The organism is Kitasatospora sp. NPDC094028, from assembly GCF_049543595.1.
GTDB lineage: Bacteria > Actinomycetota > Actinomycetes > Streptomycetales > Streptomycetaceae > Kitasatospora.
This window is the reverse complement of the sequence record NZ_JBMVFA010000005.1, coordinates 338,090-361,999: the sequence shown is the minus strand read 5'-3', so window position 1 is coordinate 361,999 and position 23,910 is coordinate 338,090. Positions and strand designations below refer to the sequence as shown.

Below are 23,910 nucleotides of genomic sequence, written 5' to 3'. Positions count from 1 at the left end.
GCCCATGTCCTGTCCGTTCCGGCCGGCCAGAGCCCTCAGCCGGGCCCCGGCCAGCCTCCCAGATCACGGACTTACACGAACTATCTGACACGCTCGCCGACTTCCCGCTCCCCGGAGCCGACCCAGCCCCCCGGCCCACGGGCACCACACTCCGCACGAGAAGTCGGGCCCGCCGACTTCTCGTGGGGGTCAGTGCGGGGTTGGGGGCCAGGGGGTGGGCTGGTGGGGGTGGAGGGTGTCGAGGGATTGGCGGAGGCGGCGGACGGCGGGGTGGTGGGGGCCGTCGCGGCGTTCGCGTTCGAGGAGGAGTTGGAGCAGCCACTGCCAGGCGTGCTGGGGGTCGCCGGCGGCCGCGAGGTGGAGGCCGATGCGCTCGCGGAGGTCGTAGGCGCGCTCGGGGTCGGGGTCCTCCGCGTGGGCGGCGAGCAGGGCCTGGTACTCGGCGAGGGCTTCCGGGCCGTGGCCGAGCTGGTCGAGGCAGATGGCGGCGCGGTAGCGGTGGTCGAGGCCCCGGGGTCCGTGCGGTCCGCCCTCGGCGGTGGCGGCGAGGCGCTGGTACTCGGGGAGGGCCTGCCGGGCGTGACCCTGGTGGAGGAGGGTGCGGGCGTAGATGGTGCGGATGGTGCGGACGAGCGGCGCGGACCCGCCCTGTTCGGCCTCGGCGCGGGGCAGCAGGCGGGCCGCGAGGTCGAGGACCTCGGTGTGGCGCCCGGCGTCGACCAGGTCGGAGAGCCGCGCGCACTCGGCCGCCAGATCAGGGGCCGCAGGGGCGGCCGGGGCCGCCGGCGGAGGTGCCGGCGGCGCGACCGGGACGGGCGGCACCAGGAACGGGCGCGGCTCCGCCGCAGCGGCCGCAGCGGCCACGGCGGCCGGCTGCGGCTGGTGCGGGTAGCGGAACGGCCGTACGGGGTCGGGCAGCGGCGTGAACCGGGGCTGCGGGGCGGCCGCGGCCGGGGGCAGCAGTGGGAGCAGCCGCGCGTGCACGGCCCGGGCGTCGGCCGGGCGGTCGCCGGGCTGCTTGGCGAGCAGGTCGAGGACGAGCCGTTCGAGCGGCGGTGGCACGTCCGGGCGCAGGTCGCGCAGCGGGACGGGCGGTTCGTCGACGTGCCGGCGCAGGATGCCGAGGGCGGTGGGCGCCCGGAACGGCTCCTCGCCCGAGAGCATCTCGTGCAGCAGGCAGCCGAGCGCGTACAGGTCGCTGCGCGGGTCGGTGGTGGCGGCGAGGGCCTGTTCGGGGGCCATGTACGCGGGGCTGCCGATCGGCACCCCGGTGAGGGTGAGGCGGGTGGTCTCGGTGTCGAGGGCGGTGGCGATGCCGAGGTCGAGCAGGACGGTGCGGCCGTCCTCCCGGACCATCACGTTGCTCGGTTTGAGGTCGCGGTGGACCACCGGGACGGCGTGGACGGCGGCCAGCGCCGCGCACAGCTGGGCGGCGACGGCCACCGCCCGCTCGATCGGGAACGGCGCGTCCTCGGCGATGAGGTCGGCGAGGCTGACGCCGGGGACGCGCTGCATGACCAGGTACAGCTCGCCCTCGTCCTCTCCGGCGTCGAAGACGGTGACCAGCCCGGGGTGGTCGAGCGCGGCCGTGATCCGGCACTCGCGCAGGAAGCGGCGGCGCAACTCGTCGCCGTGGCGGCGGCGTTCGGAGGTCGTGCCGGTGCCGATGCCGCTGCCGCTGCCGCCGTGGCCGGTACCGGGCAGCAGGTGCTCGGGGCGCAGAAGTTTGACCGCGACCGTGCGGTGCAGGCGCTCGTCCCGGCCGGCCCAGACCTGGCCCATGCCGCCGTGACCGATCTTCTCGGTGAGCCGGTAGCGGCCGGCGATCAGGCGGGGAGCGGTCACGACCGGCCCTCGCGGGACTGGCGGCGCAGCAGTTCGCCGAGTTCCCGCAGGTCGTGGGAGGTCTCGGCGGCCGGGGCGGCAGGCGGCGGCGGAGTCGGCGCGTAAGGGGCCGCCGGGGCGCCGTACCCGGGCCCGGTCGGCGCGATCGGCACGGTCGGCGCGTACGGCGCGGCGTAGGGCTGGGCCTGCGGCGGCGGGTACGCCGGGAACGCCTGCGGCGCGGTGCGGCCGGCCCGCCAGACCGCGCGGCGGTCCATCAGCAGGTAGTGCGGCGTCGGCGTCAGCCACAGCACGATCAGGGTGATCTGGCAGGTGAGGTCGGCGGTCGGGTCCTTCAGGTTGCCGGAGATCCCGGCGGAGACGAAGAGCGTCAGCAGCAGGCCGCAGAACACGACGGCGCCGAGGACGTCGTACGCCCGTCGCCGCCGGACCGCCAGCAGCAGCGACGGGACGGCGCCGAGCAGGCCGAAGGTCAGCAGCGGGGCGAGGGCGCACAGCACCCGCCCGGGCGTCCCGAACCGGCCGGGTATCGCCGCGGGCGGCCCGGCGGCCGGGACCGGCCCCGGAGCGTACGGCGTGCCACCGGGCGGCGATCCGAACGGCCCGGGGTACTGCCCTGCCATGTGCGCTCCTGAGCTGGTGGGAACCGATGCCGGCCGCAGTGCGGACGGCCCGGCCCACCGTACCGCCCGGCCGGGCCGCCACGGAGGGCTTCCGTCCGGTCGACACCTCGCCGATACCGAGCCGGTGCCGGGCCGGTGCTGAGCCGACGTCAGCCGGGCCCCGACCGGGACGGCCTCAGAGCTGCGGGGGCGTCAGGGTGCCGGTGGCCAGGGCGTCCGTCGCGGCCTGGGTGAGGGTGCGGGCGAGGGTGGCGGCCCGGGTGAGGGTGGAGTCGAAGGCGGCGAGGCGGGCGAAGGCGGCGCCGAGGTGCTGTTGGGCGGGGAGGGGGAGGCGGGGCAGTTCGACCCGGCGGATGTCCAGCCGGGCGGTGGTGGTGGCGTGGCTGGCGGCGCGGCGGGTGCCGGCGGTGGAGCGGAACTGTCCGGCCAGGAACTCGGGGTCGAGGACGGCCGGGTCGGGCCGCAGCAGGTGGAGTTGGCGGCCGAGGGCGGCGCCGACCAGCGGGCCTTCGGCGGGGACGACCCGGGCGGTGCCGCCGCCGAGGGCGGGCACGAGGACGTCGCCGGGGCGGGTGCGGACGTCGCCGGCGGAGCCGGTGGCGGCGGCCAGGACGGCGCTGGGCGGGGTGTCGGCGGCGAGGTCCTGGTCGGTGATCACGGGGGTGCCGCCCGGGGTGGCGCCGGCCGGGCGGGTGGCGGAGCCGGTTCCGGAGGAGTACACCTCCAGCGCGCCGCCGCGGACCAGTTCGCCCACGGTGACCACGCCCGCGGTCGCGGTCGCGGCGGCCGGCCCGGCCTCCGGGAGGAGCGTGGCCGGGTCGGCCAGCGTGGCCAGGAGTTCGGCCAACCGGCCGCTGAGGTGCGAGAGTTCGGCCGCGCCGCCGACCGGGGCGGCGGGCGGGACGTGCCGGGCCGGGGAGAGGTCGGTCTCGTCGTCCAGCAGGTCGATGGCGGCCATGACGCGGTGCACGCCGGGCCGGTCGGCCGGGACGGGCAGGCCCTCGCGGGCGGCCAGGTCGAAGCCGCGCCAGGCGTCGAGGACGGTGCGGTGCAGTGCGGGCCAGTCGACCCTGTCCCGGCCGCCCTCCGGAGCCGTCGCGGGGGCGGGGCCGGCGGACGGGCCGGAGGCGGGCCCGGCGGATCCCGCCGCTCCGGCGTCGACCAGCAGGACCTGACGGAAGTCGTCGCCGGGCCGCGGCGCGCGGAGCACCCAGAGGTGCAGCGGGACGCCGTACGGCGGTGCGGCGCCGGCGGGCAGCGCGATGACGGCCCGCAGGGCGCCGGAGCGGAGCAGTTCGGCGCGGACGCGGCGGCCGGCCCGGCGGGCGGCGACGGTCGGCGGGAGCAGGAGGGCGGTGAGGCCGCCGGGGCGGGTGCGGGCGAGGCAGTGCAGCACCCAGGCGAGTTCGGACTCGCCGCGCGGCGGGACGAGCCCGCCGGGCCAGCGGGCGTCGAACTGCAACTCGTCGTGGCCCCAGTCCCGTTCGTTGTACGGGGGCTGGCAGAGCACCGCCTCGAAGGTGTCGCCGGGGTAGGCGTCGGCGCGCAGGGCGTCGCCGGCGCGCAGGTCGAGCGGCAGCGGGCCGGGCTCCTCGGCGGGGGTGTGCAGGGCGAGGCGCAGCCGGGCGAGGGCGGCGGCGACCGGGTCGGCGTCCTGGCCGTAGCGGCCGGTGGTCGGGGGGTGCGCGAGCAGGACGGCGCCGAGGCCGGCCGCCGGGTCGAGCACGGTGGCGGGGACGCCGGCGACGGCCGCGAGCAGCCGGGCGGCCTCCGGCGGGGTGGGGCTGAGCTGGCGGGTGTTGGCCTCGGCGTGGCGGGTGAGCAGCTGCTCGTACGCACCGGCGGGGCCGGCCTGGGCGGCGAGGGCGGCGAGCAGGCGGGCGAGGTCCAGTTGGGTGCTGCCGAGCAGATGGGGCAGCCGGAGGCCGCGCGGGGCGTCCGGGCCGAGGGTGTGAACAGCGGTGTCGGCGACGGCCCTGGGCAGCGCGGTGGCGAGCCGGGTGTCGGGCTGGTCGGCGAGCTCGGCCCAGCGGGCGGGGGCGCGGTGCAGCAGGAGCAGCAGGGCGCCGGCCTCGACCAGCGGGGCGGCGGGGTGGCCGGCCGGGTCGCGGAGGGTGTCGACCAGCTGCCAGGCCCGTTCGAGCAGCGGGAGTTCGGCGATCTTGCCCTGGGCGCGCAGCCAGGCCTCGACCTCGTCGAGGGCGAAGGTCGGGCTGGCGTCGGTGCCGCCGGCGGGGCGCGGGAAGTCGGGGTGGCGGCGGCGCCAGTTGCTGACCGCGGCCCGGCCGACACCGGCCAGCCGGGCGATCTCGGCGGCGGTGACTTCGGGGCGGTCCGGCACGGGGGCTCCTTCGGTGGCGCGGGCGGGGGCGCGAGTGGGGCGGGCGCGGACCCGGGGCCGGGGCGGGGGCTGATCGCCTCGGGCGGGCCGTGTGGCCACACAGCATAGCGACGCGCCCCTCCATCCCCGTTCACGCTGTGAACAGAGCTCTTTTGTGAATCGCCATTGACATGGTTCACGGCCGGATGGTGTGATCTCTTCGTCGCCACAAACGGAGGCGACAACCGGAAGACCGTCACAGCACACCGGGAGACAGCCATGTCCGCCACCGCTCGCCGCACCACCGCCCGCCGCACCGCCGCCCTGCTGCTCGGCGCCGCCCTGGTCACCCTCACCGCGACCGCCTGCAACTCCACCGGCGGCGCCTCCGTCTCGACCGAGGCGAAGCAGACCGCGGCCGCGAGCACCACCAAGGCCGCCGACACTCCCAAGGCGCCCGCCGCGGCCAAGATCGGCGACACCATCGCGCTCAAGGGCATGGACAAGGGCAACACCGCCGACGTCACCGCCGTGAAGGTGGTCGACCCGGCCGAGAGCGCGAGCGAGTACCTCAAGCCGGCGGAGGGCAAGCACTACGTCGCGGTGCAGTTCCAGATCAAGGCCACCGGAGCCCAGGCCTACAGCGAGGTCCCCGCCAGCAGCGCCAAGGTGGTGGACGCCCAGGGCCAGGCGTACGGCCCGAACCTTGAGGAGACCAAGGCCGGCCCGGCGTTCCAGACCCCCACCAACATCGCCCCCGGCGACACCGGCAAGGGCTTCGTCACCTTCGAGGTCCCGGACGGCATGAAGCTCGACAAGGTCCAGTTCGCCCTGGACAACGGCTTCTCCAACCAGACCGGGCAGTGGAAGATCGGCTGACAGCCCTGTTCACGGCCGGCACCGCCGGATCCCGCAGACCCGGGACACGCACACAGCGGATCCCGCACACGCCGGATCCGGTGCACACCGGATCCCGTCGCACCGGATCCCGCAGACGGAACGGCGGCCCCGGGCCGGAACCCGAGACCGCCGTGAACCACCGGACCGAACTACTTCTTCGCCCCCGCCAGGTCGTCGAACATCGACGACAGGAACTCGCTGCACCAGCCGAGCAGCTCCCGCCCGACCAGCGGCTTGCCGCCGATCCGCCCGGTGCTCGGCCGTGGCACCAGCAACTGCTGCGAGGCGGCCTTGACCTGGCTGCGCGGGTAGAGCCGGTTCAGCCGCAGCTGCTGGGACTCGCGCAGCTCCACCGGCCCGAAGCGGACGAAGGTGCCCTGCAGGGTGATGTCGGCGACCCCGCACCGCCGGGCGTACAGCCGCAGCGCCGCGACGAGCAGCAGGTTCTCCACCGGCTCGGGCAGCTTGCCGTAGCGGTCCACGAGCTCGTCCCGGACCTGCTGGATGTCCTCCTCCGAGTTGACCGCCGCGATCGAGCGGTACGCCTGCAGCCGCAGCCGCTCGCCGGGCGCGTAGTCGTGCGGCACGTGCGCGTCGACCGGCAGCTCGATCTTCACCTCCAGCGGCTCCTCCTCCGGCTCGCCGCCGTTCGCCAGCGACTCGCGGAACTCGGCCACCGCCTCGCCGACCATCCGCATGTAGAGGTCGAAGCCGACGCCCGCGATGTGCCCGGACTGCTCGCCGCCGAGCAGGTTGCCGGCGCCGCGGATCTCCAGGTCCTTCATCGCGACGTACATGCCGGCGCCCATCTCGGTGTGCTGGGCGATGGTGGCGAGGCGCTCGTGCGCGGTCTCGGTGAGCGGCTTCTCCGGCGGGTACAGCATGTACGCGTAGCCGCGCTCGCGCCCGCGCCCGACCCGGCCGCGCAGCTGGTGCAGCTGGGAGAGCCCGAAGGTGTCGCCGCGCTCGACGATCAGGGTGTTGGCGTTGGAGATGTCGATGCCGGACTCCACGATCGTGGTCGACACCAGGACGTCGAACTCCTTCTCCCAGAAGTCGACGACGACCTTCTCCAGCTGGTTCTCCCCCATCTGCCCGTGCGCGGTGGCGATCCGCGCCTCGGGGACGAGGTCCTTGAGCCGGGCGGCCGCCTTGTCGATCGACTCGACCCGGTTGTGGATGTAGAACACCTGGCCCTCGCGCAGGAGTTCACGCCGGATCGCGGCCGAGATCTGCTTCTCGTCGTACGGCCCGACGAAGGTGAGCACCGGGTGCCGCTCCTCCGGCGGGGTGGTGATGGTGGACATCTCGCGGATGCCGGTGACGGCCATCTCCAGGGTCCGCGGGATCGGCGTCGCGGACATGGTGAGCACGTCCACGTTGGCCCGCAGCTTCTTCAGCTGCTCCTTGTGCTCGACGCCGAAGCGCTGCTCCTCGTCGACGATGACCAGGCCGAGGTCCTTGAACCTGGTCTCGGAGGAGAACAGCCGGTGGGTGCCGATGACGACGTCGACCGAGCCCTCGAACAGCCCCTCCAGGACGGCCTTGGCCTCGCTGTCGGTCTGGAAGCGGGAGAGCGCCTTCACCGTGACGGGGAAGTTGGCGTACCGCTCGGCGAAAGTGGAGAAGTGCTGCTGCACCAGCAGCGTGGTCGGCACCAGGACCGCCACCTGCTTGCCGTCCTGCACCGCCTTGAACGCGGCGCGCACGGCGATCTCGGTCTTGCCGTAGCCGACGTCGCCGCAGATCAGCCGGTCCATCGGCACGGACTTCTCCATGTCCGACTTGACCTCGGCGATGGTGGTCAGCTGGTCGGGCGTCTCCGCGTACGGGAAGGCGTCCTCCAGTTCGCGCTGCCACGGGGTGTCCGGGCCGAAGGTGTGGCCGGGGGCGGCCATCCGGGCCGAGTACAGCTTGATCAGGTCGGCGGCGATCTCCTTGACCGCCTTCTTGGCGCGCTGCTTGGTCTTCGCCCAGTCGGCGCCGCCGAGCCGGTGCAGGGTCGGGGCCTCGCCGCCGACGTACTTGGTGACCTGGTCGAGCTGGTCGGTCGGCACGAACAGCCGGTCGCCGGGGTGGCCGCGCTTGGCGGGGGCGTACTCCAGCACCAGGTACTCGCGGGTGGCGCCCTGGACGGTGCGCTGCACCATCTCGACGTACCTGCCGACGCCGTGCGCCTCGTGCACCACGTAGTCGCCGGCGACGAGCGCCAGCGGGTCGATCGCGTTGCGGCGGCGGGACGGCATCCGGCGCATGTCCTTGGTGGAGGACTTCTGGCCGGACAGGTCGGTCTCGGTGATGACGGTGAGCTTCAGGGCGTCGTCGACGAAGCCGTGCTCGATCGAGCCGCAGGAGACGTGGACGACGTCCCGGGTGGGCGCCTCGGTGAGGTCGGCGACGAGCCGGGCCGGGATGCCCTCGTTGCCCAGCACCTCGGCCAGCCGGGAGGCGGGCCCGTGGCCCTCGGTCACCATGACGACCCGCCAGTCGGCGGCCAGCCGCTCCTTGGCGTCGGCGATGGCGCGGGCGGTGTCGCCCCGGTAGGCCTCGACGGCGCGCATGCCGAGGGACAGCGTGTTGGCGTCGCCGTGCCAGTCGGCGACTCCGTCGCGGGCCAACAGGCCGTCCACGCTGGACTCGCTGGACTCGCTGGTCGCGAACGGGCTGACCGACCACCAGGGCAGCCCGATCTCGGCCGCGTGCTCGCGCACCTCGGCGAGCGAGCGCAGCGAGGCGGCGGAGACGTCGATCGTCTCCAGGTCGATCGGCCGGTCCCCGCCGGCCGCGGCGGCGACCCAGGAGGCGTGCAGGAACTCCTGGCTGGTCGCCACCAGGTCGACGGCCCGGGTGCGGACCCGCTCCGGGTCGCAGACCACCGCGACCGAGCCGAGCGGCAGCACGTCCAGCAGCAGTTCCATGTCGTCGACCAGGACGGGCGCCAGCGACTCCATGCCCTCGACCGCGATGCCCTCGGCGATCTTGTCCAGGATCTCGGCCAACCCCGGGTGCGCGGCGGCGAGTTCGGCGGCCCGGGCGCGCACCTCGTCGGTGAGCAGCAGCTCGCGGCAGGGCGGCGCCCACAGGCCGTGCTGGGCGATCTCCAGCGAGCGCTGGTCGGCGACCTTGAAGTACCGGATCTCCTCGACCTCGTCGCCCCAGAACTCCACCCGCAGCGGGTGCTCCTCGGTCGGCGGGAAGACGTCCAGGATGCCGCCGCGGACGGCGAACTCGCCGCGTTTCTCGACGAGTTCGACCCGGGCGTAGGCGGCCGCGGAGAGCCGGCGGGCCACCTCCTCCAGGTCGTGCGACTCGCCGCGCAGCACGGCCACCGGCTCCAGCTCGGCCAGCCCCTTGACCTGCGGCTGCAGCACCGACCGGACGGGCGCGACGACCACCTGCACCGGCCCGGCCGCCGGGTCGTCCGCCCGCGGGTGCACGATCCGGCGCAGCACGGCCAGCCGGCGGCCCACGGTGTCCGAGCGGGGCGACAGCCGCTCGTGCGGCAGGGTCTCCCAGGCCGGGTACTCGGCGACGGCGTCCGGCGGCAGCAGCGAGCGCAGCGAGGCGGCCAGGTCCTCGGCTTCCCGGCCGGTCGCGGTGACGGCGAGCACCGGACGGCCCCGCTCGCCGGCCGCCTGCCCGGCGAGCGCGCGGGCGAGGGCGGCGATGGCGAACGGCCGGGCGGCGGGCGGCCCGACCAGGTCCAGGTGGCGGCGGCCGCCGGCCGCGGCGCCGGTGGCGGTGGCCGCCTCGATCGCCTCGGCGAGCGCCGCGTCCCGCGCGACGACATCGAGAAGTCCGGTCAGGCTCATCTGGGTCTCTTCTTCGTCCCGTGGCTGGTGCTGCCCCCGGGCGGCGAAGGCCCGCCGGGGCAACGCGAACGACCCGGCGCGCCGAGCGGCCGGGGGTTCCCAGCCTACGCCGCGGCACGGACAGGCACGCGGTGTACGGCCCCGGCGGCGGCGGGGCGCGGACCGCGCCCGAACGATCCCGGGGCGGGCCGGGAGCGGGGCGCGGCTGTCAGGGACACGACCGCAGACGAACGACTGGACGGATCACCGAGTCGCCGGTGGACGAACCAGCCGGGGAAAGGCCCGGAGCCGGCCCGGTGATCCGCCACGAACTGGACATACTCCTGTCACTGCCCGTCCATGGAGATCGCGCACCATGGTGAATGTGCCCGCCGCACCCAACCGTGGGGGATGGCTGTGGGGGCATGTCGCACCCCCGATGGGGGTCGGTGGTGCGAGGCCGGGCGACCCTGGGTGGGGGCGCCCGCCCAAGCGCCGGGAACCGTGGCGCCCTTTCCTGGAGGGCGCCACGGGTCTCGGCCTCATTCGTTTCCGGAGCCCGTCCGAAACCCGCTCCGGGTCCGTCCGGAGCTCATCCGGACCCGCTCCCGCCCGTCCGGCCCCGCACACGCGAAGGCCCCGGCCGCCCGGGGAGGGGCGGTCGGGGCCCGGCACGCGGAACTCACCCGGCCGAGCGATCAGCGCCGGCGGTAGGTGACGGTGTTGGGGGTGGCGTAGTCGCTGCCGTCGTCCACGATGACGATCTTCGGAATGATCCGGGTCTCGTCCTCGGGCTCTCTCCCGCCCACGCCGACCGGGTCCCCGCCGTCCCCGTCCGCCGCCGCCCGGGGCGGCGTGGACGGCTTCGGCGGCGCGGCGGGCGTGACCGGGCCGGTCACCACGGCGGACGGCTTCCCGGCCGCGTCCGCCTTCTTCTCGGACCCGCCGCCGACGACCGGCAGCCTCAGCACCGCGGTCGCCTTCTCCCGCCCGCTCGGCACAGGCTCCTTGCGCAGGTTCGGCAGCGGGACCTCCCCGGTGTCCGCCTCCGGGTCCACGGCGCCCGCGGACACGCCGCCCACGGGCACGGCGTCCGCCGGAGCCGCGTCCACGGGGGCGGCCTCCGCGGCGTTCCCGGCCTCGTCGGCCTCGTCAGCCTCGTCGACCTCGTCGGCCTCCGCCGCCTCCGCGAACTCCGCCGATTCGATCTGGCCGACCGCCGCGCCGGTGAGCGAGGCCAGGGTGGCCTTGATGTGGTCGAGGTGCTGCTGCACCGTCTCCAGCCGGGCGTCGAACTCGCGCTGCTCGCGCTCGCTCGCCGTGTTGGTCTTCTCGGCCTCCCGGCGGGCCTGCTCGATCAGCTGGTCGGCCTTGGCCTGGGCGTCGGTCTCCAGCTGCTTGATCTGCGAGAGCACGGTCTCCCGGTGCTGCTCGGCCTCCTTGACCCGGCGCTCGGCGGTCGCGGAGATCTCGGCGTCCTCGGCGTCGGCCTTGGCCTGGGCCTCGGCGAAGGTCTCGTCGGCCTTGCGGCGCTTGGCGGCGAGTTCGGCCTCGGCCTGCTCGTTGGCCTCGGCGGCGGCCACCCGCACCTTGGCGGCGTAGGCGGTGGCGGCGTCCCGGGCGGCGCGGCTCTCCCGGTCGGCGTCGGCGCGCAGGCCCTCGGCCTCGGCGCGGGTGCGCTCGTCGGTGCGGCGGGCGGCCGCGTCGGCCTCGGTACGGATGGTTTCGGCGTACTCCTTGGCGGCCTTCTCGAGCGCCTGCCCCGCCTCGTAGACCTCGTCGCGCAGGTCCTCGGCGAAGCGCTCGGCCTTGTCCCGGACGGCCCGGGCCTCGTTCTCGGCCATCGTCGCCAGTCCGGCGGCCTGCTCGCTGAGCACCTGGTAGTCGGGTTCCGGAGCGTCCTCGGCGGCCCGGCGGACGTCGGCCAGCCGGGCCTCCATCTGCCGGATCCCGGCGCCCAGGACGCTCAGCCGTTCCCACGCCTCGTCGCGCTGGGCGGTCAGGGCCGTGAGGGCCCGGTCGACCTGCTCGGGCGCGTAGCCGCGCCGGGCCTGGGTGAAGCCGTACTGGGGGACGGCGTCGCTCATGGGCTCTTCCCCTCGTTTCGCGGGCTGCGGAGCCCATGATCGGACGGAGCGGACGAATCCGGAACCGGTTCCGACCACGGGGCCGGATTCGGTCGTCGTGCGGACCGGAAAGCGTCAACGACGGACGAATAGTCCATCCTCTTGACCTATTTTGCTCATATCCGGAGGAAACCCCAACGAGGCACCGCCGTGGCGGTACGCCGGAGGGGCCGCTCCGGACCCCGGAACGACCCCTCCCCACCTGCGAGGATCAGCGACGGACCGCTACAGCAGGCCGTCCCAGAACTGCTCCAGCAGCACGGCCCACCAGGTGTCGGCGTCCTGCAGGGCCGCCGGGTCGATCGCGGCGAGCTGGGCCTGGAAGTCGGTCGTCCAGCGACCGGCCTGGTCCGGGGTCAGCCCGTACCGGAGCCGCCACATCCGGCCCAGCAGGGCCAGCGCGCGGACGAACTCCGGCACACCGCTGTTGACGAAGCGGGGCTGCTGGCCGGTTCCCTCGATGTCCACGGCCACCACGTGCGCGGTGCCGTACTGGACGCACAGCTGGCGGCCGTAGTCGTTGCCGAGCACCAGGTAGCCGCCGAAGTCCGGCGCGGCGGGCAGGCCGCGCTCGGCGGCCAGCTCGGCGAGCGTCGGGATCGGACGGCCCTCCTGCGCCTGGGCCCAGAAGAACGGCCCGAAGTCGCGCGGCAGCCCGGCCCACATCAGCGACTGCGACACCGGCTCCGGCACGCCTTGGCGGGAGACCGCGCGCTGCTCGTAGCGGAACAGGTTCTGCCCGAAGGCCGCACCGATCTCCTGGGCCAGCTGCTGCGGTGCCACCGCCGGCAGCGGCTGGACGCTGCCGGGCGCCGGCAGCGGCACCCGGAACGGGCGGACCCGCTGGGCGCCGGCGGCCTGCTGGTGCAGCTCGTCCAGGTGGTCCAGCAGCTCGGCCATGCCGGCCTGCCGGGAGGCGTGGTCCCGGCCGTACGCGGCGGTGTGGGTCAGCCGCACGTTCGGCCAGGAGGCGGCGATCATGCGGTTGCAGTAGCCGCCCGGCAGGTCACAGGACTCCAGCTCGGTGTACAGCTCCAGCACCTGCTCCGGCGGCACGTTCAGCCGCCGCAGGTCCTGCAGGATCTTCCACTCCGGGTGCGGGGTGCCGGGCTCGCTGCGGTGCAGCAGCTTCTGCTCCGAGCCGTCCGGACCCCGGTAGCTGAGCGCGGCGAAGTACCCCGGGCCGACCGCCGGCACGCCGGGCGGCACGGCCGCGGCCGCCGGCTGGCCGGCCACCGGCGCGGGCGGGACGACGCCGGGCGCGGCGCCGCCCGCGTTCGGGTAGCCGTACCCGGCCGCCTGCGCGGCGGGAGCCGCCGGACCGCCGGGCGGCGGCGGGACGGCGGGGCCGCCGGACGGCGGGGTGCCCGGGTCGGCCGGGGCCGGGGCGGCGCCCAGCAGCGCCGGGTCGAGCGCGCTGGCCAGCTGCGTCGCCTCGTACGCCACACCGGCGCCCGGCGCGGCGGCCGACGGCGGGGTCGAGCCCGCCGCAGCGGCGGGCGCGCCGGCGCCCGGGGTGCCGCGCAGCGCGGCCGGCGGGGGCGGCGGCGGGGCCGAGGCCGCGCCCCGGCCCAGCCCGCCCGAGGACGAGGGGCCGGACGAACCGCCGCGCAGCGCGGCCGGCGGGGGCGGCGGCGGGGCCGAGGCCGCGCCCCGGCCCAGCCCGCCCTGCGGGGCGGCGGCCGGCGGGGCGGCGGGCGCACCGCCGAAGGACTGGTCGGCCGGGGCGCCGGGCAGCCCGGCCAGGCCGGGCAGCGAGCCGGGGGTGGCCAGCATGGTGGGCGCGTGCTCGACCGGCCCGCCACCGGCGGGCGGCGCGGGCGGTACCGGCGCGGGCGGTACCGGCGCGGGCGCGGGCGGCGCACCGACCGGGGCGCCGGGCAGGCCCATCAGGCCGGGCATGGCCTCCGGCGGCGCGAGCAGCGTCGGCGCCGGCTCGACCGGCGCCGGGCCGGGCCCGGGCATCGCGGACGCGACGGGCGCGACCGGCGGGGCCGGCGCGGCGGGCGGCGGGACCGGGGGCAGGCCCGGCCCGTCGCCGCCCGGCGGCATCAGCATCGTCGCGGCCTCGGCGCCGGGCGGCGGGGGCGCGTCGGGCAGGTCGGAGCCGCTGGTCCACAGGCCCTCGGACATCAGCACGGTCGCGGCCTCGGCCCCGGGCGCCGGAACCGGCGCGGGCGTCGGCGCGGGCGCGTCCACGGGTACGGGCGTCACCGGCGCGGCGCCGACCGGCGGCAGCGGCGGGGCGAACGGGTCCTCGTGCCCGGGCGGCGGGGCGAGCATGGTCGGCGCGTCCCCGGCGGGCCGGTCGGAGACCGGCGGCGTGGTCAGCACGGCGGGCGCCGGCGTCGCCGACTGCTGGTCGACCGGCACCGGAACGGGCGCGGGCTCGACCGGCACCGGTGCGGGCTCGACGGGCGCCGGCGCGGCGGCAGCGGCCGGGGCCGTCCCCAGCCGCTCCGACTCGGCCGCGATCGCCGCGGCCCCCGCCTCCTGCAGCCACTGCGGCGGGCTGAGCAGGAAGGAGGTGGCCTCGACCGGCCCGGGCGCGGGCTTCGCCGCCCCGGCGGGGTTGGCCGCGACCGGCCGGCCGTACACCTCCTCGTACTGCCGGACCACCTCGTTCACGGGCAGCGCGGGCCACAGCGTGCTGGCGCCGGAGTCCCGGGCGATCACCAGCCGCGCCTCGCCCGAGCCGGCGGAGCCGCCCGAGCCGTCCGTCCCGCCGTCCGCGGGCGGCACCGCCCAGCAGACGAAGCCCAGGTCGAACTCCCGGACCCGTACCTCGCGCTGCTCCGAGCGCGGCACCCCGCCATTGATCCACTCCTCGGCGAGCTCCTGCGCCTGCGCGTACGTCACCACGCCCGGTTCACCCCTGTTGTCCGCATCCTCGTCGTCCCCCGTTCCGCCTGTGCCACCGCGCCCACCCCGGTCAGCCCACCGGGACGGCCCGGGCGAACCCGCCGTCCACCATCAGCTTCGCGACCGTCTCCAGCTCCGGCGGGCTGCCGGCCAGCCGGAGCAGGAAGGCGTCGAAGTCGTCCCCGCAGGGCAGCAGCAGCCGGGCGCAGCGGTCCTCGGGGGCCTCCGCCGCGCCGGTGTCGCGGGCGTCGTCGTAGAGGTGGAACCAGACCGAGCCGGCCCGCTCGCCGCGCACCTTGAGCGCGACGATGCCGCCCTGCGCGTAGGCGATGCCCAGGTAGTCCTTGGTGAGGTGGTCGCGCAGGCACTTGTTGGCGTAGACCACGTCGTCGGTGCCGTACTCCTCGGTGAGGGTGAGGAACGGCTGGTCGAGCAGCAGGCCCAGGTCGGTGTCCAGCGCCACCCCGACCGGGGCGCGGCCGCCGGCCACCTTGAGGAAGGTGCGGTAGGCGCCGGGCAGCCGGTAGCCGAGCCGCTCCTCGGCGCGCTGCACCAGGTCCTCGGGGACGCCGACCGGGTCGCCGCCGTCCCGGGCCAGCGAGAAGTGGACGGGCCGGTGCTCCTGGAGCGGGCGGGTGCCGCGGCGGGAGTGGTCGGCGGCGGAGGTGGCCAGGCCGCCGTGGTGGCGCAGCAGGGCCTTCACCTCGACCGGGACGAGCTCCATCCGGCGCCAGCCGGGGGAGGCCCGGCCGACCGCGTGGTGCCAGGTCCAGCCGGGCGGGGTGGCGACGGCGGTGTCCAGGTCGGCCCAGAGCGGGTGACCCTCGATGAACAGCGCGGCGTTGGCCGAGACGAAGTCGGTCAGCCGCAGTTCGTCCACGCCGAAGCCCTCGGGCGGATCGGCGACCTCGGCCGCGGCGACCGCGTACGGGCTGAAGTCCGGGTAGCCGTACTCGTCCACCTGGACCCCGGCGGGGTGCCGCTCCGCGCGGACCGGGTCCGGGAACTGCACCACCTGACCTGCGTACGCCGCGTTCGGTGCGGCGGCGACGCCGGGCCGACCTGTCGTCATCTGGAAGCCCCCACTGCTGCAACTTCTCGGTGCGCTTGCTGGGCACCAGCCTAGGGGGTCATTCCTACGGGTGGGCCCCCGCACCCAGGGCCCGCCCCAACTCCTCCACGACCCGCTGCTGCTGCCGCTCGGTGAGGTGCGGGTGCAGCGGCAGGCTGAGCAGTTCGCGGGCGGCGCGCTCGGCGACGGGGAACGACCCGGCGCGGTGGCCGAGGTGGGCGAAGGCCGGCTGCAGGTGGACCGGCACCGGGTAGTGCACCCCGGCGCCGATCCCGGCGGCGCGCAGTGCGGCGAGGACGGCGTCCCGCCGGCCGTCGTGCGGTGGGCGCCCCGGCGTGATCCGCACCGGGTAGAGGTGCCGGACGTGCTCGTTGCCGGGTGCGGTGCCCGGCAGGGTGAGCGCCCCGGAGTCGGCCAGCGGGCGCAGCAGCGCGTGGTAGCGGTCGGCGGCGGCGCGGCGGGCGGCGTTCCAGGCGGGCAGCCGGCGCAGTTTGGCGCGCAGCACGACGGCCTGCAGGGCGTCCATCCGGGAGTTGAAGCCGAACCGTTCGTGCCGGTACTTCCCGCGCGCGCCGTGGTCGCCGATCCGCCGTACCGCGTCGGCCAGTTCGGGGTCGTCGGTGAGCACGGCCCCGGCGTCGCCGTAGGCGCCGAGGTTCTTGCCCGGGTAGAAGCTGGTGGCCGCGATCCGCCCGTACGCGGTGCGCCCGTACTGCCGGGCGCCCTGGGACTGCGCCGCGTCCTCGACCACCGGCCGGCCGGCCGCCACCTCCACCAGCGCGTCCATCGGCGCGAGTTGGCCGAACAGGTGGACGGGCAGCAGGGCCACCGCGCCGGGCAGCGCGGCGGCCGCCCGGGCCGGGTCGATCAGCAGGTGCACCGGGTCGGCGTCCACCAGGACCGGCCGCAGCCCGGCCCGCTGCACGGCCTCGGCGGTGGCGACGAAGGTGTTGGCGGGCAGCACCACGCCACCGCCGGGCGGCAGGTCGAGGGCGCGCAGGGCCAGTTCGAGGGCGTCGGTGCCGTTGGCGGCGCCCACGCAGTGCCGGACGCCGGTGAAGTCCGCGTACTCCCGCTCGAAGGCGGCCGCTTCGGGGCCCTGGACGAAGGCGCCGCTGGCCAGCACCCGGTCGAAGCCCTCCCGCACCTCGGCCGCGACCTCGGCGTGCGCGGCGGCCAGGTCCACCAGCGGGATGCCCGCGCCCACCCGGTCGGGACCGCTCGCCGGAGCGCCCACCGGGCCGTTCACCGGGCCACCGCCCGGCCGTCCGGCTCGACCGCTCCGGCCGCCGCCGCCACCGGGACGGTGGCGCCGCCGAGTTCGAGGCTGAGCGAGGCGGCCTCCAGCAGCCGCAGCACCCGCACCCCGGCCCGGCCGTCGGTCAGCGGAGCCCGGCCCTCCAGGATCGCGGCCGCGAACTCGGCCATCACGTTGCGCAGCGCCTCCTGCTCGACCAGCGCGGGCGCGACCATCTCGCCGACCCGGTAGGAGATCAGCGCCCGGTGCCGGATCGCGTCGGTGAGTTCGTCGGGCGGGGTCAGGTCCACGCCCCGGTCGTGCACGGCCAGCCGGGCCTGCGGGTTGAGGTCGTCCCAGACCAGGGTGCGCCGGGAGCCGCCGATCAGCGTGGTGCGGACCTTCGTCGGGGAGAGCCAGTTGACGTGGCAGTGCGCCAGCGCGCCGTTGCCGAGCCGCAGCGTCAGGTACGCGACGCAGGCGCGGCCGGCCCCGATCGGGTCGGCGCCCTGGGCGGACACCCCGACCGGTTCGACTCCGGGCGGCAGTACGAAGTCCAGGATCGACAGGTCGTGCGGGGCGAGGTCCCACAGCACGTCCACGTCCGGCTGGACCAGGCCGAGGTTGATCCGCACCGAGTCGAAGAACTGCACGTCGCCGATCTCCCCGCCGTGCACCAGTTCGCGGATCCGGCGCACCACCGGGGTGTAGCAGAAGGTGTGGTCGCACATCAGCACCAGCCCGGCGCGCTCGGCCAGTTCGACGAGCTCGGCGGCCTCGGCGGAGGACGTGGTGATCGGCTTCTCCACCAGCACGTGCTTGCCGGCCTCCAGCGCGGCCCGGACCAGCCGGTAGTGCGCGCCGGCCGGGGTGGCCACCGCCACGGCCCCGACCCGGTCGTCGGCCAGCACCTCGCGGTAGTCGCCGGTGGCCCGGACGGTGCTGTACTCCCCCAGCACGGTCCGGGCCTTGGCCTCGTCCAGGTCGCACAGCCAGTGCAGCCGCAGTGCCGGGGTGTGCTGCGCGTTGCGCACCAGTTTCGGGCCCCAGTAGCCGGCGCCGACCACGGCCAGCCCGACCGGGCGTTCCGGCACCGGGTCCGGCGGCGCGCCCGGGGTCGGCACGTGGCCCCCGGGAGCCTGGTTGGCGGTCTCGGCCTGGGACGGCTTCCACGTCATCGCTCGGGCCCCCTCGCTCCGGCGCCGGGGGCGGCCGGACGAACCCAGCCCCTCCCCAGCGGCCCCAACGTCCGGCGCGGGCACCGGGGTCGGCCCCGCAGGAGCCGCGGCCCGGCGGCCCGCTGCCGGAACGCTACCGGCCACGGCCCGCACCCCGGGTCGTTTTCCGGAAATCGACGGACAAGTCGTGACGGCGGCGTGCGGATTCGGCCAGCATCGGGCGAGTGCCCGGCCGGCCCGCCGCCGCGCCGGCCCGCCCAGCACCCCGGTTGTGCGGTTGTCGGTGTCGTTTGACAGGCTTGCCCCGGAACGGTCGGCCCCAGACCAACGGGGGCCGGACGAACGGGAGCCGAACCGACAGGAACCAGGAGGGAGAGGACGGATGACCACCGGTGAGCCGGCGGGCCCGCCCGTGCTGCGCCACCTCCGCGACAGCCTGCTGCCCGCCGTCGCCGCCGCACTGTCGCTCAAGGCCGGCGAGGTGCACACGCTGGCCGGCGACAAGGACGAGCGGCGTCCGGTCCTGCACCCGCTGGTCGGCGACTTCCTGGACGCGCTGCCCGTCGAGGCCCGCGAGCGGTTCACCGGCCGCTGCCCGGAGGCCGTCCTGCTCTCCCGGTACCTGCTCTCGGTGGACGGCAAGCGCTCCAAGCGCGCCGCCCGCAAGCCGATGACGGTCCAGGAGGCGCGCAAGGCACTCAAGGGCGCGCGGATGACGACCGTGCGCATCCGCGAGGAGGGCGACCCGGCGCACGGCACGCACGCCCCGCCGTGCCGCTCCTGCGCCCCGATGCTGGAGCACTTCACCGTACGGAGCGTCGTGGTCGGCCCGCCCGCGCACTGACCCGACCGCCCGCGCCCGTACGCCCCCTGTCCCCGAACCCCGGAGCCCGTCCTGAACCCGCCCAGCCCGCCCCCGCCCCCGCCCCCGCCCCCGCCGGCCACCCTGTCCTCGGCCGGCACGCTCGGGCGGACCCGCCCGCGCTTCCCCGCCCAGGTCGCCGCCGAGCTGAAGGCGGCCGGCTGGCACCCCGGCCGCTGGGAGATCCGGCAGGCCGAGGAGTGGGCCGACGCCCTGGTCGGGCACGGCGGTCCGACCGGCCCGGGGCACACGGTGTTCCCGGCGGCGGTCGAGGCCTGGGCCGAGTTCGGCGGCCTCGCCTTCGACCTGGTCGGGCCGGGCCGCCAGCTGGCCCGCAGCCCGTTCCTGCTCGACCCGCTGTGCGGACTGCACCTGCCGCGCACCCTGTCCGACCTGGGCCGGGCGCTCGGCACCCGGCTCGCCCCGCTCGGCGAGGAGGCGCACGGGCAGGCGCTGCTGGCCGTCGACGAGGAGGGCCGGGTCTACAGCCTGGACCACACCGGCGAGTGGTTCCTCGGCCACGGCATCGACCAGGCGATCACCACCCTGGTCCTGGGCACCGCCCCGGAACGGCTGCGCACCGTCGACGCATCCGACGGCTGACCGCCGCCCCGGCGGGGGCGGCGGGCCGCTAGCCGAGCCGGTCCGCCCGGACAGCCAGCCGGGACGGCAGCACCGCCTCCACCCGGAACCCGCCGTCCGCCTCCGGCCCGGCCGAGAAGGTGCCGCCCAGCGCGATCACCCGCTCCCGCATCCCGACCAGCCCGTTGCCACCGCTGGGCAGCTTCGCCGCCCCCAACTCCGCGCCCGGGCAGGCGTTCACCACGCTCACCCGCACCCCGTTCGGCGCGTACGCCAGCAGTACGGACACCTGAGCGCCGCCCGCGTGCTTGTGCGCGTTGGTCAGCCCCTCCTGGACGACCCGGTAGGCGGTCTGTTCGGCCTCGCCGGTGAACTCCTGCCGGCTGCCGCTGACCGTCAGGGTCACCGCCATCCCGGCCGCCCGGGACTGGTCCACCAGCCGGGGCAGCCCGGCCAGCGAGTCCGGCTCCGGCTGGTGGCGGTCCTCGTCCATCCGCAGCACGCCGAGGATCTCGCGCAGCTCGTTCAGCGCCTGCCGGCCCACCTCGCCCATCAGCTTGGCGCTCTGCGCGGCCTTCTCCGGGTCCTTGGCGACGATCCGCTCCAGCGCCCCGGCGTGCACCACCATCAGCGACACCCGGTGCGCCACCACGTCGTGCATCTCCCGGGCGATCCTGGTCCGCTCCTCCAGCCGGGCCCGGCGGGCGCGCTCCCGGGCCTGCTCGGCCAGCAGGTCCAGCTCGGTCTCCAGGCCGTGCGCGCGGTCCTTGAGCGACTCGATCAGCCGCCGCCGCGCCCCCACGTACAGGCCGGTCACCACCGGCGGGACGGTCAGCCCGACCGCCACCAGCACCGAGATCAGCACCTGGCCCCAGAGCGGCGGCGGCTCGACCGGGGCGTCGACCGGGGTCAGCATCGACACCATCATCACCGCGACGGCCTCGGCGAAGGCGAGCGCGGACAGCGCCACCACCCGGCGCCGGGTCGAGGGCCACTCCCAGGTCTCCGCCAGCGTGTACAGCGACACCACCAGCAGCACCACGCCCAGCATCCCGGGCATCAGCAGCAGCGTGACCATCACCGGCACGGCCGGCCAGCGCCGGCGCAGCACCAGCGAACCGCCGGCCAGCGCGCCCAGCGCCGCGACCCCGACCGTGCCCGCGGGGGGCAGGTCCACCCGGGCGGAGAGGAAGGAGAGCGCGCTGACGGCGCACTCCAGCGCGGCGAGCAGCGCCAGTCCGATGTCCAGGAAGGCGCTGCGCGGCCGCTTCCACCACCAGAACGGCTTGACCGGCGCGCGCTCCCCAGGCGACTTGCTCATGCCCCACAGCCTAGAGCGTGCCCCTCGGCGCCCGCCGGGCAAGGCCTCCCGGCCCGGGCCGGGCCGGGCGTACCACCCTTCCCACAAGCACCGTCCGGCACACCTCCCGGGCCGCCCAAGTGGTCCATACCACAGGACGTTCCGGCCGCGCTGTCCGCCATCCGGCCACCTCGCGGACAGCGACCGCACCGACACCTATGCTGGGTCCCGTCGGACAGCGCGGTCCGCACGCGTCACACCCGCCACACTGCGCGTGGACCTGTGACGATGAGCCGTTGCCGAACCCCACCACCACAGGGAGCCAGCCGTGACCGCTCCGGTCCCCAACCCGGCGGACAGCCCCACCTCAGTCGGAGCCGCCGGCTCGGACGGAGACAACGCCGCACTGCGCGCGGACATCCGCCGCCTCGGCGACCTCCTCGGCGAAACGCTCGTCCGCCAGGAGGGCCCCCAGCTGCTGGGCCTGGTCGAACAGGTCCGCCTGCTCAGCCGCACCAACGGCGAGGCCACCGCCGAACTCCTCTCCGACATCGACCTGGAGACCGCCGCCCGCCTCGTGCGCGCCTTCTCCACCTACTTCCACCTCGCCAACGTCACCGAGCAGGTGCACCGCGGCCGCGAGTTCGCCACCCGCCGGGCCCGCGAGGGCTCGCGGCTCGCCCAGGTCGCGGACCAGCTCGCCGAGGCCGACCCGAAGCACCTCCAGGACACCCTGGCCCACCTGTCGGTCCGTCCGGTCTTCACCGCGCACCCCACCGAGGCCGCCCGCCGCAGCGTGCTCAACAAGCTGCGCCGGATCGGCGAACTCCTCGACCGCATCCACCGCGAGGAGATCAGCTCCGGCCTGGCCGCCGCCGACCCGGCGCGCACCAGCAGCGCCCGGCGCTCGGCCGACCGCCGCCTCGCCGAGGTCATCGACCTGCTCTGGCAGACCGACGAGCTGCGCATCGCCCGCCCCGAGCCCACCGACGAGGCCCGCAACGCCGTCTACTACCTGGACGAGCTGTACCGCGAGGCCGTCCCCGAGGTCCTGGAGGAGCTGCACGAGGAGCTGTCCCGGGTCGGCCTCGACCTGCCCGACGGCGTGCGCCCGCTCACCTTCGGCACCTGGATCGGCGGCGACCGCGACGGCAACCCCAACGTCACCCCGCAGGTCACCTGGGACGTCCTCAACCTCCAGCACGAGTACGGCATCAAGGACGCCCTGGCCGCCGTCGACGAGCTGCGCAACACCCTCTCCACCTCCGAGCGGCTGGCCGGTGCCTCCGTCGAACTGCTCGCCTCGCTCAACACCGACCTGCACCGGCTCCCCGAACTCAGCCCGCGCTACAAGCGGATGAACGCCGAGGAGCCCTACCGCCTCAAGGCCACCTGCGTCCGGCTCAAGCTGGAGAACACCCGCGAGCGGCTGGCCGCCGGCACCCCGCACATCGAGGGCCGCGACTACCTCGGCACCCGCGAACTCGTCGCCGACCTGCGGCTGATCCAGGACTCGCTGCGCGCCCACCGCGGCGAACTCATCGCCGACGGCCGCCTCGCCCGCGCCATCAACACCATCGAGGCCTTCGGCCTCCAGCTCGCCACCATGGACGTCCGCGAGCACGCCGAGGCCCACCACCACGCCCTCGGCCAGCTCTTCGACCGCCTCGGCGAAGAGGCCTGGCGCTACGCGGACATGCCCCGCGAGTACCGGCAGAAGCTGCTCGCCAAGGAGCTGCGCTCGCGCCGCCCGCTCGCCCCCACCCCGGCCCCGCTGGACGAGGCCGGCACCAAGACCCTCGGCGTCTTCAACACCATCCGCGAGGGCTTCGAGCGCTTCGGAGACGAGATCGTCGAGAGCTACATCATCTCGATGTGCCAGGGCGCCGACGACGTCTTCGCCGCCACCGTGCTGGCCCGCGAGGCCGGCCTGATCGACCTGCACGCCGGCATCGCCAAGATCGGCATCGTGCCGCTGCTGGAGACCACCGACGAACTCCAGCAGGCCGACCGCATCCTCGACGAGATGCTCTCCGACCCCTCCTACCGGCTGCTCGTCTCGCTGCGCGGCGACGTCCAGGAGGTCATGCTCGGCTACTCCGACTCCTCCAAGTTCGGCGGCATCACCACCTCCCAGTGGGAGATCCACCGCGCCCAGCGCCGGCTGCGCGACGTCGCCCACCGCTACGGCATCCGGCTGCGCCTGTTCCACGGCCGCGGCGGCACCGTCGGCCGCGGCGGCGGCCCCTCGCACGAGGCCATCCTGGCCCAGCCCTGGGGCACCCTGGAGGGCGAGATCAAGGTCACCGAGCAGGGCGAGGTCATCTCCGACAAGTACCTGCTCCCCTCCCTCGCCCGGGAGAACCTGGAGCTGACCCTCTCCGCCACCCTCGCCGCCTCCGCGCTGCACACCTCGCCCCGCCAGGCCCCCGAGGAACTGGCCCGCTGGGACGCCGCGATGGACCGCGTCTCCGAGGCCGCGCACACCGCCTACCGCGCCCTGGTCGACCAGGAGGACCTGCCGAAGTACTTCTTCGCCGCCACCCCGGTCGACCAGCTCGCCTCGCTGCACCTGGGCTCCCGCCCGTCCCGCCGCCCCGACTCCGGCGCCGGCCTGGACGGCCTGCGGGCCATCCCGTGGGTCTTCGGCTGGACCCAGTCCCGCCAGATCGTCCCCGGCTGGTACGGCGTCGGCTCCGGCCTCGCCGCCGCCCGCGCGGCCGGCCTCGGCGACGTGCTGGACGAGATGTACGGGCAGTGGCACTTCTTCCGCAACTTCCTGTCCAACGTCGCCATGACGCTGGCCAAGACCGACCTGCGGATCGCCCGCCACTACGTCGAGCAGCTGGTGCCCGCCGACCTGCGGCACATCTTCGACCAGATCGTCACCGAGCACGAGCTGACCCTGCGCGAGGTGCTGCGGCTCACCGGCGAGAGCGAACTGCTGGAGCACAACCCGGTGCTGAAGCAGACGTTCACCGTCCGCGACGCCTACCTCGACCCGATCTCCTACCTGCAGGTCGCGCTGCTGCGCCGCCAGCGCGAGGAGGTCGCCGCCGGCGGCCACGAGGACCCGCTGCGCGCCCGCGCCCTGCTCCTCACCGTCAACGGCATCGCCGCCGGCCTGCGCAACACCGGCTGACCGGCACCCGCGAACGCGGAAGGGGCCGTCGTCCGTTCCCCCCCCGGGACGGACGAAGGCCCCTTTCGCG

The 23,910-nt window shown here is 75.8% G+C and carries 14 protein-coding genes; 4 read left to right on the top strand and 10 right to left on the bottom strand.

Annotation, left to right across the window (positions count from 1 at the left end; genetic code table 11):
- Positions 1-189: 189 nt before the first annotated feature.
- From ACPC54_RS11715 to ACPC54_RS11705, 3 genes are all read right to left on the bottom strand, one after another.
- Positions 190-1,845, bottom strand: coding sequence for a protein kinase domain-containing protein (locus ACPC54_RS11715; RefSeq protein ID WP_498963820.1), 1,656 nt, complete (start codon positions 1,843-1,845; stop codon positions 190-192).
- A complete protein-coding gene (locus ACPC54_RS11710; protein WP_498963818.1) occupies positions 1,842-2,468 on the bottom strand; it encodes a hypothetical protein in 627 nt (208 codons plus the stop codon). The genes ACPC54_RS11715 and ACPC54_RS11710 overlap by 4 nt, the downstream gene beginning before the upstream one ends.
- 175 nt (positions 2,469-2,643) lie before the next feature.
- On the bottom strand, positions 2,644-4,809 hold the full coding sequence (locus ACPC54_RS11705; RefSeq protein ID WP_498963816.1) for an N-6 DNA methylase: 2,166 nt from the start codon (positions 4,807-4,809) through the stop codon (positions 2,644-2,646).
- Positions 4,810-5,067: 258 nt separating this feature from the next.
- On the opposite strand from ACPC54_RS11705, the gene ACPC54_RS11700 reads away from it, so the two are divergent.
- Positions 5,068-5,667 carry a DUF4352 domain-containing protein gene (locus ACPC54_RS11700; RefSeq protein ID WP_498963814.1) on the top strand — a complete coding sequence of 200 codons (600 nt, stop codon included), beginning with the start codon at positions 5,068-5,070 and terminating at the stop codon, positions 5,665-5,667.
- Between the two features lie 170 nt (positions 5,668-5,837).
- Here the strand turns inward: ACPC54_RS11700 and mfd are convergent, their stop codons facing one another.
- From mfd to ACPC54_RS11670, 6 genes are all read right to left on the bottom strand, one after another.
- The gene (mfd, locus tag ACPC54_RS11695; protein ID WP_498963812.1) at positions 5,838-9,500 is read right to left on the bottom strand and encodes a transcription-repair coupling factor; all 3,663 of its coding nucleotides are present in this window, start codon (positions 9,498-9,500) and stop codon (positions 5,838-5,840) included.
- 677 nt (positions 9,501-10,177) lie between these two features.
- Complete coding sequence (locus ACPC54_RS11690) at positions 10,178-11,566, bottom strand: hypothetical protein (RefSeq protein WP_498963810.1); 1,389 nt, start codon at positions 11,564-11,566, stop codon at positions 10,178-10,180.
- Positions 11,567-11,830: 264 nt separating this feature from the next.
- Positions 11,831-14,467, bottom strand: a complete 2,637-nt coding sequence (locus ACPC54_RS11685; RefSeq protein WP_498963808.1) for an SUKH-4 family immunity protein — start codon at positions 14,465-14,467, stop codon at positions 11,831-11,833.
- A 70-nt stretch (positions 14,468-14,537) separates the two neighbouring features.
- Positions 14,538-15,539 (bottom strand): SMI1/KNR4 family protein, encoded by a 1,002-nt coding sequence (locus ACPC54_RS11680; protein ID WP_498963806.1) that lies wholly within the window; start codon positions 15,537-15,539, stop codon positions 14,538-14,540.
- 64 nt (positions 15,540-15,603) lie between these two features.
- Positions 15,604-16,788, bottom strand: a complete 1,185-nt coding sequence (locus ACPC54_RS11675; protein WP_498963804.1) for a DegT/DnrJ/EryC1/StrS family aminotransferase — start codon at positions 16,786-16,788, stop codon at positions 15,604-15,606.
- On the bottom strand, positions 16,785-17,954 hold the full coding sequence (locus ACPC54_RS11670; protein ID WP_498963802.1) for a Gfo/Idh/MocA family protein: 1,170 nt from the start codon (positions 17,952-17,954) through the stop codon (positions 16,785-16,787). The genes ACPC54_RS11675 and ACPC54_RS11670 overlap by 4 nt, the downstream gene beginning before the upstream one ends.
- Before the next feature lie 382 nt (positions 17,955-18,336).
- On the opposite strand from ACPC54_RS11670, the gene ACPC54_RS11665 reads away from it, so the two are divergent.
- Together ACPC54_RS11665 and ACPC54_RS11660 are read left to right on the top strand one after the other, a co-directional pair.
- The gene (locus tag ACPC54_RS11665) at positions 18,337-18,798 is read left to right on the top strand and encodes a YwqJ-related putative deaminase (protein ID WP_498963800.1); all 462 of its coding nucleotides are present in this window, start codon (positions 18,337-18,339) and stop codon (positions 18,796-18,798) included.
- 102 nt (positions 18,799-18,900) lie between these two features.
- Positions 18,901-19,419 carry an SUKH-3 domain-containing protein gene (locus ACPC54_RS11660; RefSeq protein WP_498963851.1) on the top strand — a complete coding sequence of 173 codons (519 nt, stop codon included), beginning with the start codon at positions 18,901-18,903 and terminating at the stop codon, positions 19,417-19,419.
- A gap of 28 nt (positions 19,420-19,447) precedes the next feature.
- Here the strand turns inward: ACPC54_RS11660 and ACPC54_RS11655 are convergent, their stop codons facing one another.
- A complete protein-coding gene (locus ACPC54_RS11655; RefSeq protein ID WP_498963798.1) occupies positions 19,448-20,719 on the bottom strand; it encodes a sensor histidine kinase in 1,272 nt (423 codons plus the stop codon).
- A gap of 307 nt (positions 20,720-21,026) precedes the next feature.
- On the opposite strand from ACPC54_RS11655, the gene ppc reads away from it, so the two are divergent.
- Positions 21,027-23,840 carry a phosphoenolpyruvate carboxylase gene (gene ppc / locus ACPC54_RS11650; RefSeq protein ID WP_498963796.1) on the top strand — a complete coding sequence of 938 codons (2,814 nt, stop codon included), beginning with the start codon at positions 21,027-21,029 and terminating at the stop codon, positions 23,838-23,840.
- Positions 23,841-23,910: the final 70 nt, after the last annotated feature.

Bases quoted from the DNA above. Each gene is read 5' to 3' on its own strand.
- ACPC54_RS11710 (WP_498963818.1), bottom strand. From the start codon at position 2,468: ATGGCAGGGCAGTACCCCGGGCCGTTCGGATCGCCGCCCGGTGGCACG.
- ACPC54_RS11700 (WP_498963814.1), top strand. From the start codon at position 5,068: ATGTCCGCCACCGCTCGCCGCACCACCGCCCGCCGCACCGCCGCCCTG.
- mfd (WP_498963812.1), bottom strand. From the start codon at position 9,500: ATGAGCCTGACCGGACTTCTCGATGTCGTCGCGCGGGACGCGGCGCTC.
- ACPC54_RS11690 (WP_498963810.1), bottom strand. From the start codon at position 11,566: ATGAGCGACGCCGTCCCCCAGTACGGCTTCACCCAGGCCCGGCGCGGC.
- ACPC54_RS11680 (WP_498963806.1), bottom strand. From the start codon at position 15,539: ATGACGACAGGTCGGCCCGGCGTCGCCGCCGCACCGAACGCGGCGTAC.
- ACPC54_RS11670 (WP_498963802.1), bottom strand. From the start codon at position 17,954: ATGACGTGGAAGCCGTCCCAGGCCGAGACCGCCAACCAGGCTCCCGGG.
- ACPC54_RS11665 (WP_498963800.1), top strand. From the start codon at position 18,337: ATGACCACCGGTGAGCCGGCGGGCCCGCCCGTGCTGCGCCACCTCCGC.
- ACPC54_RS11655 (WP_498963798.1), bottom strand. From the start codon at position 20,719: ATGAGCAAGTCGCCTGGGGAGCGCGCGCCGGTCAAGCCGTTCTGGTGG.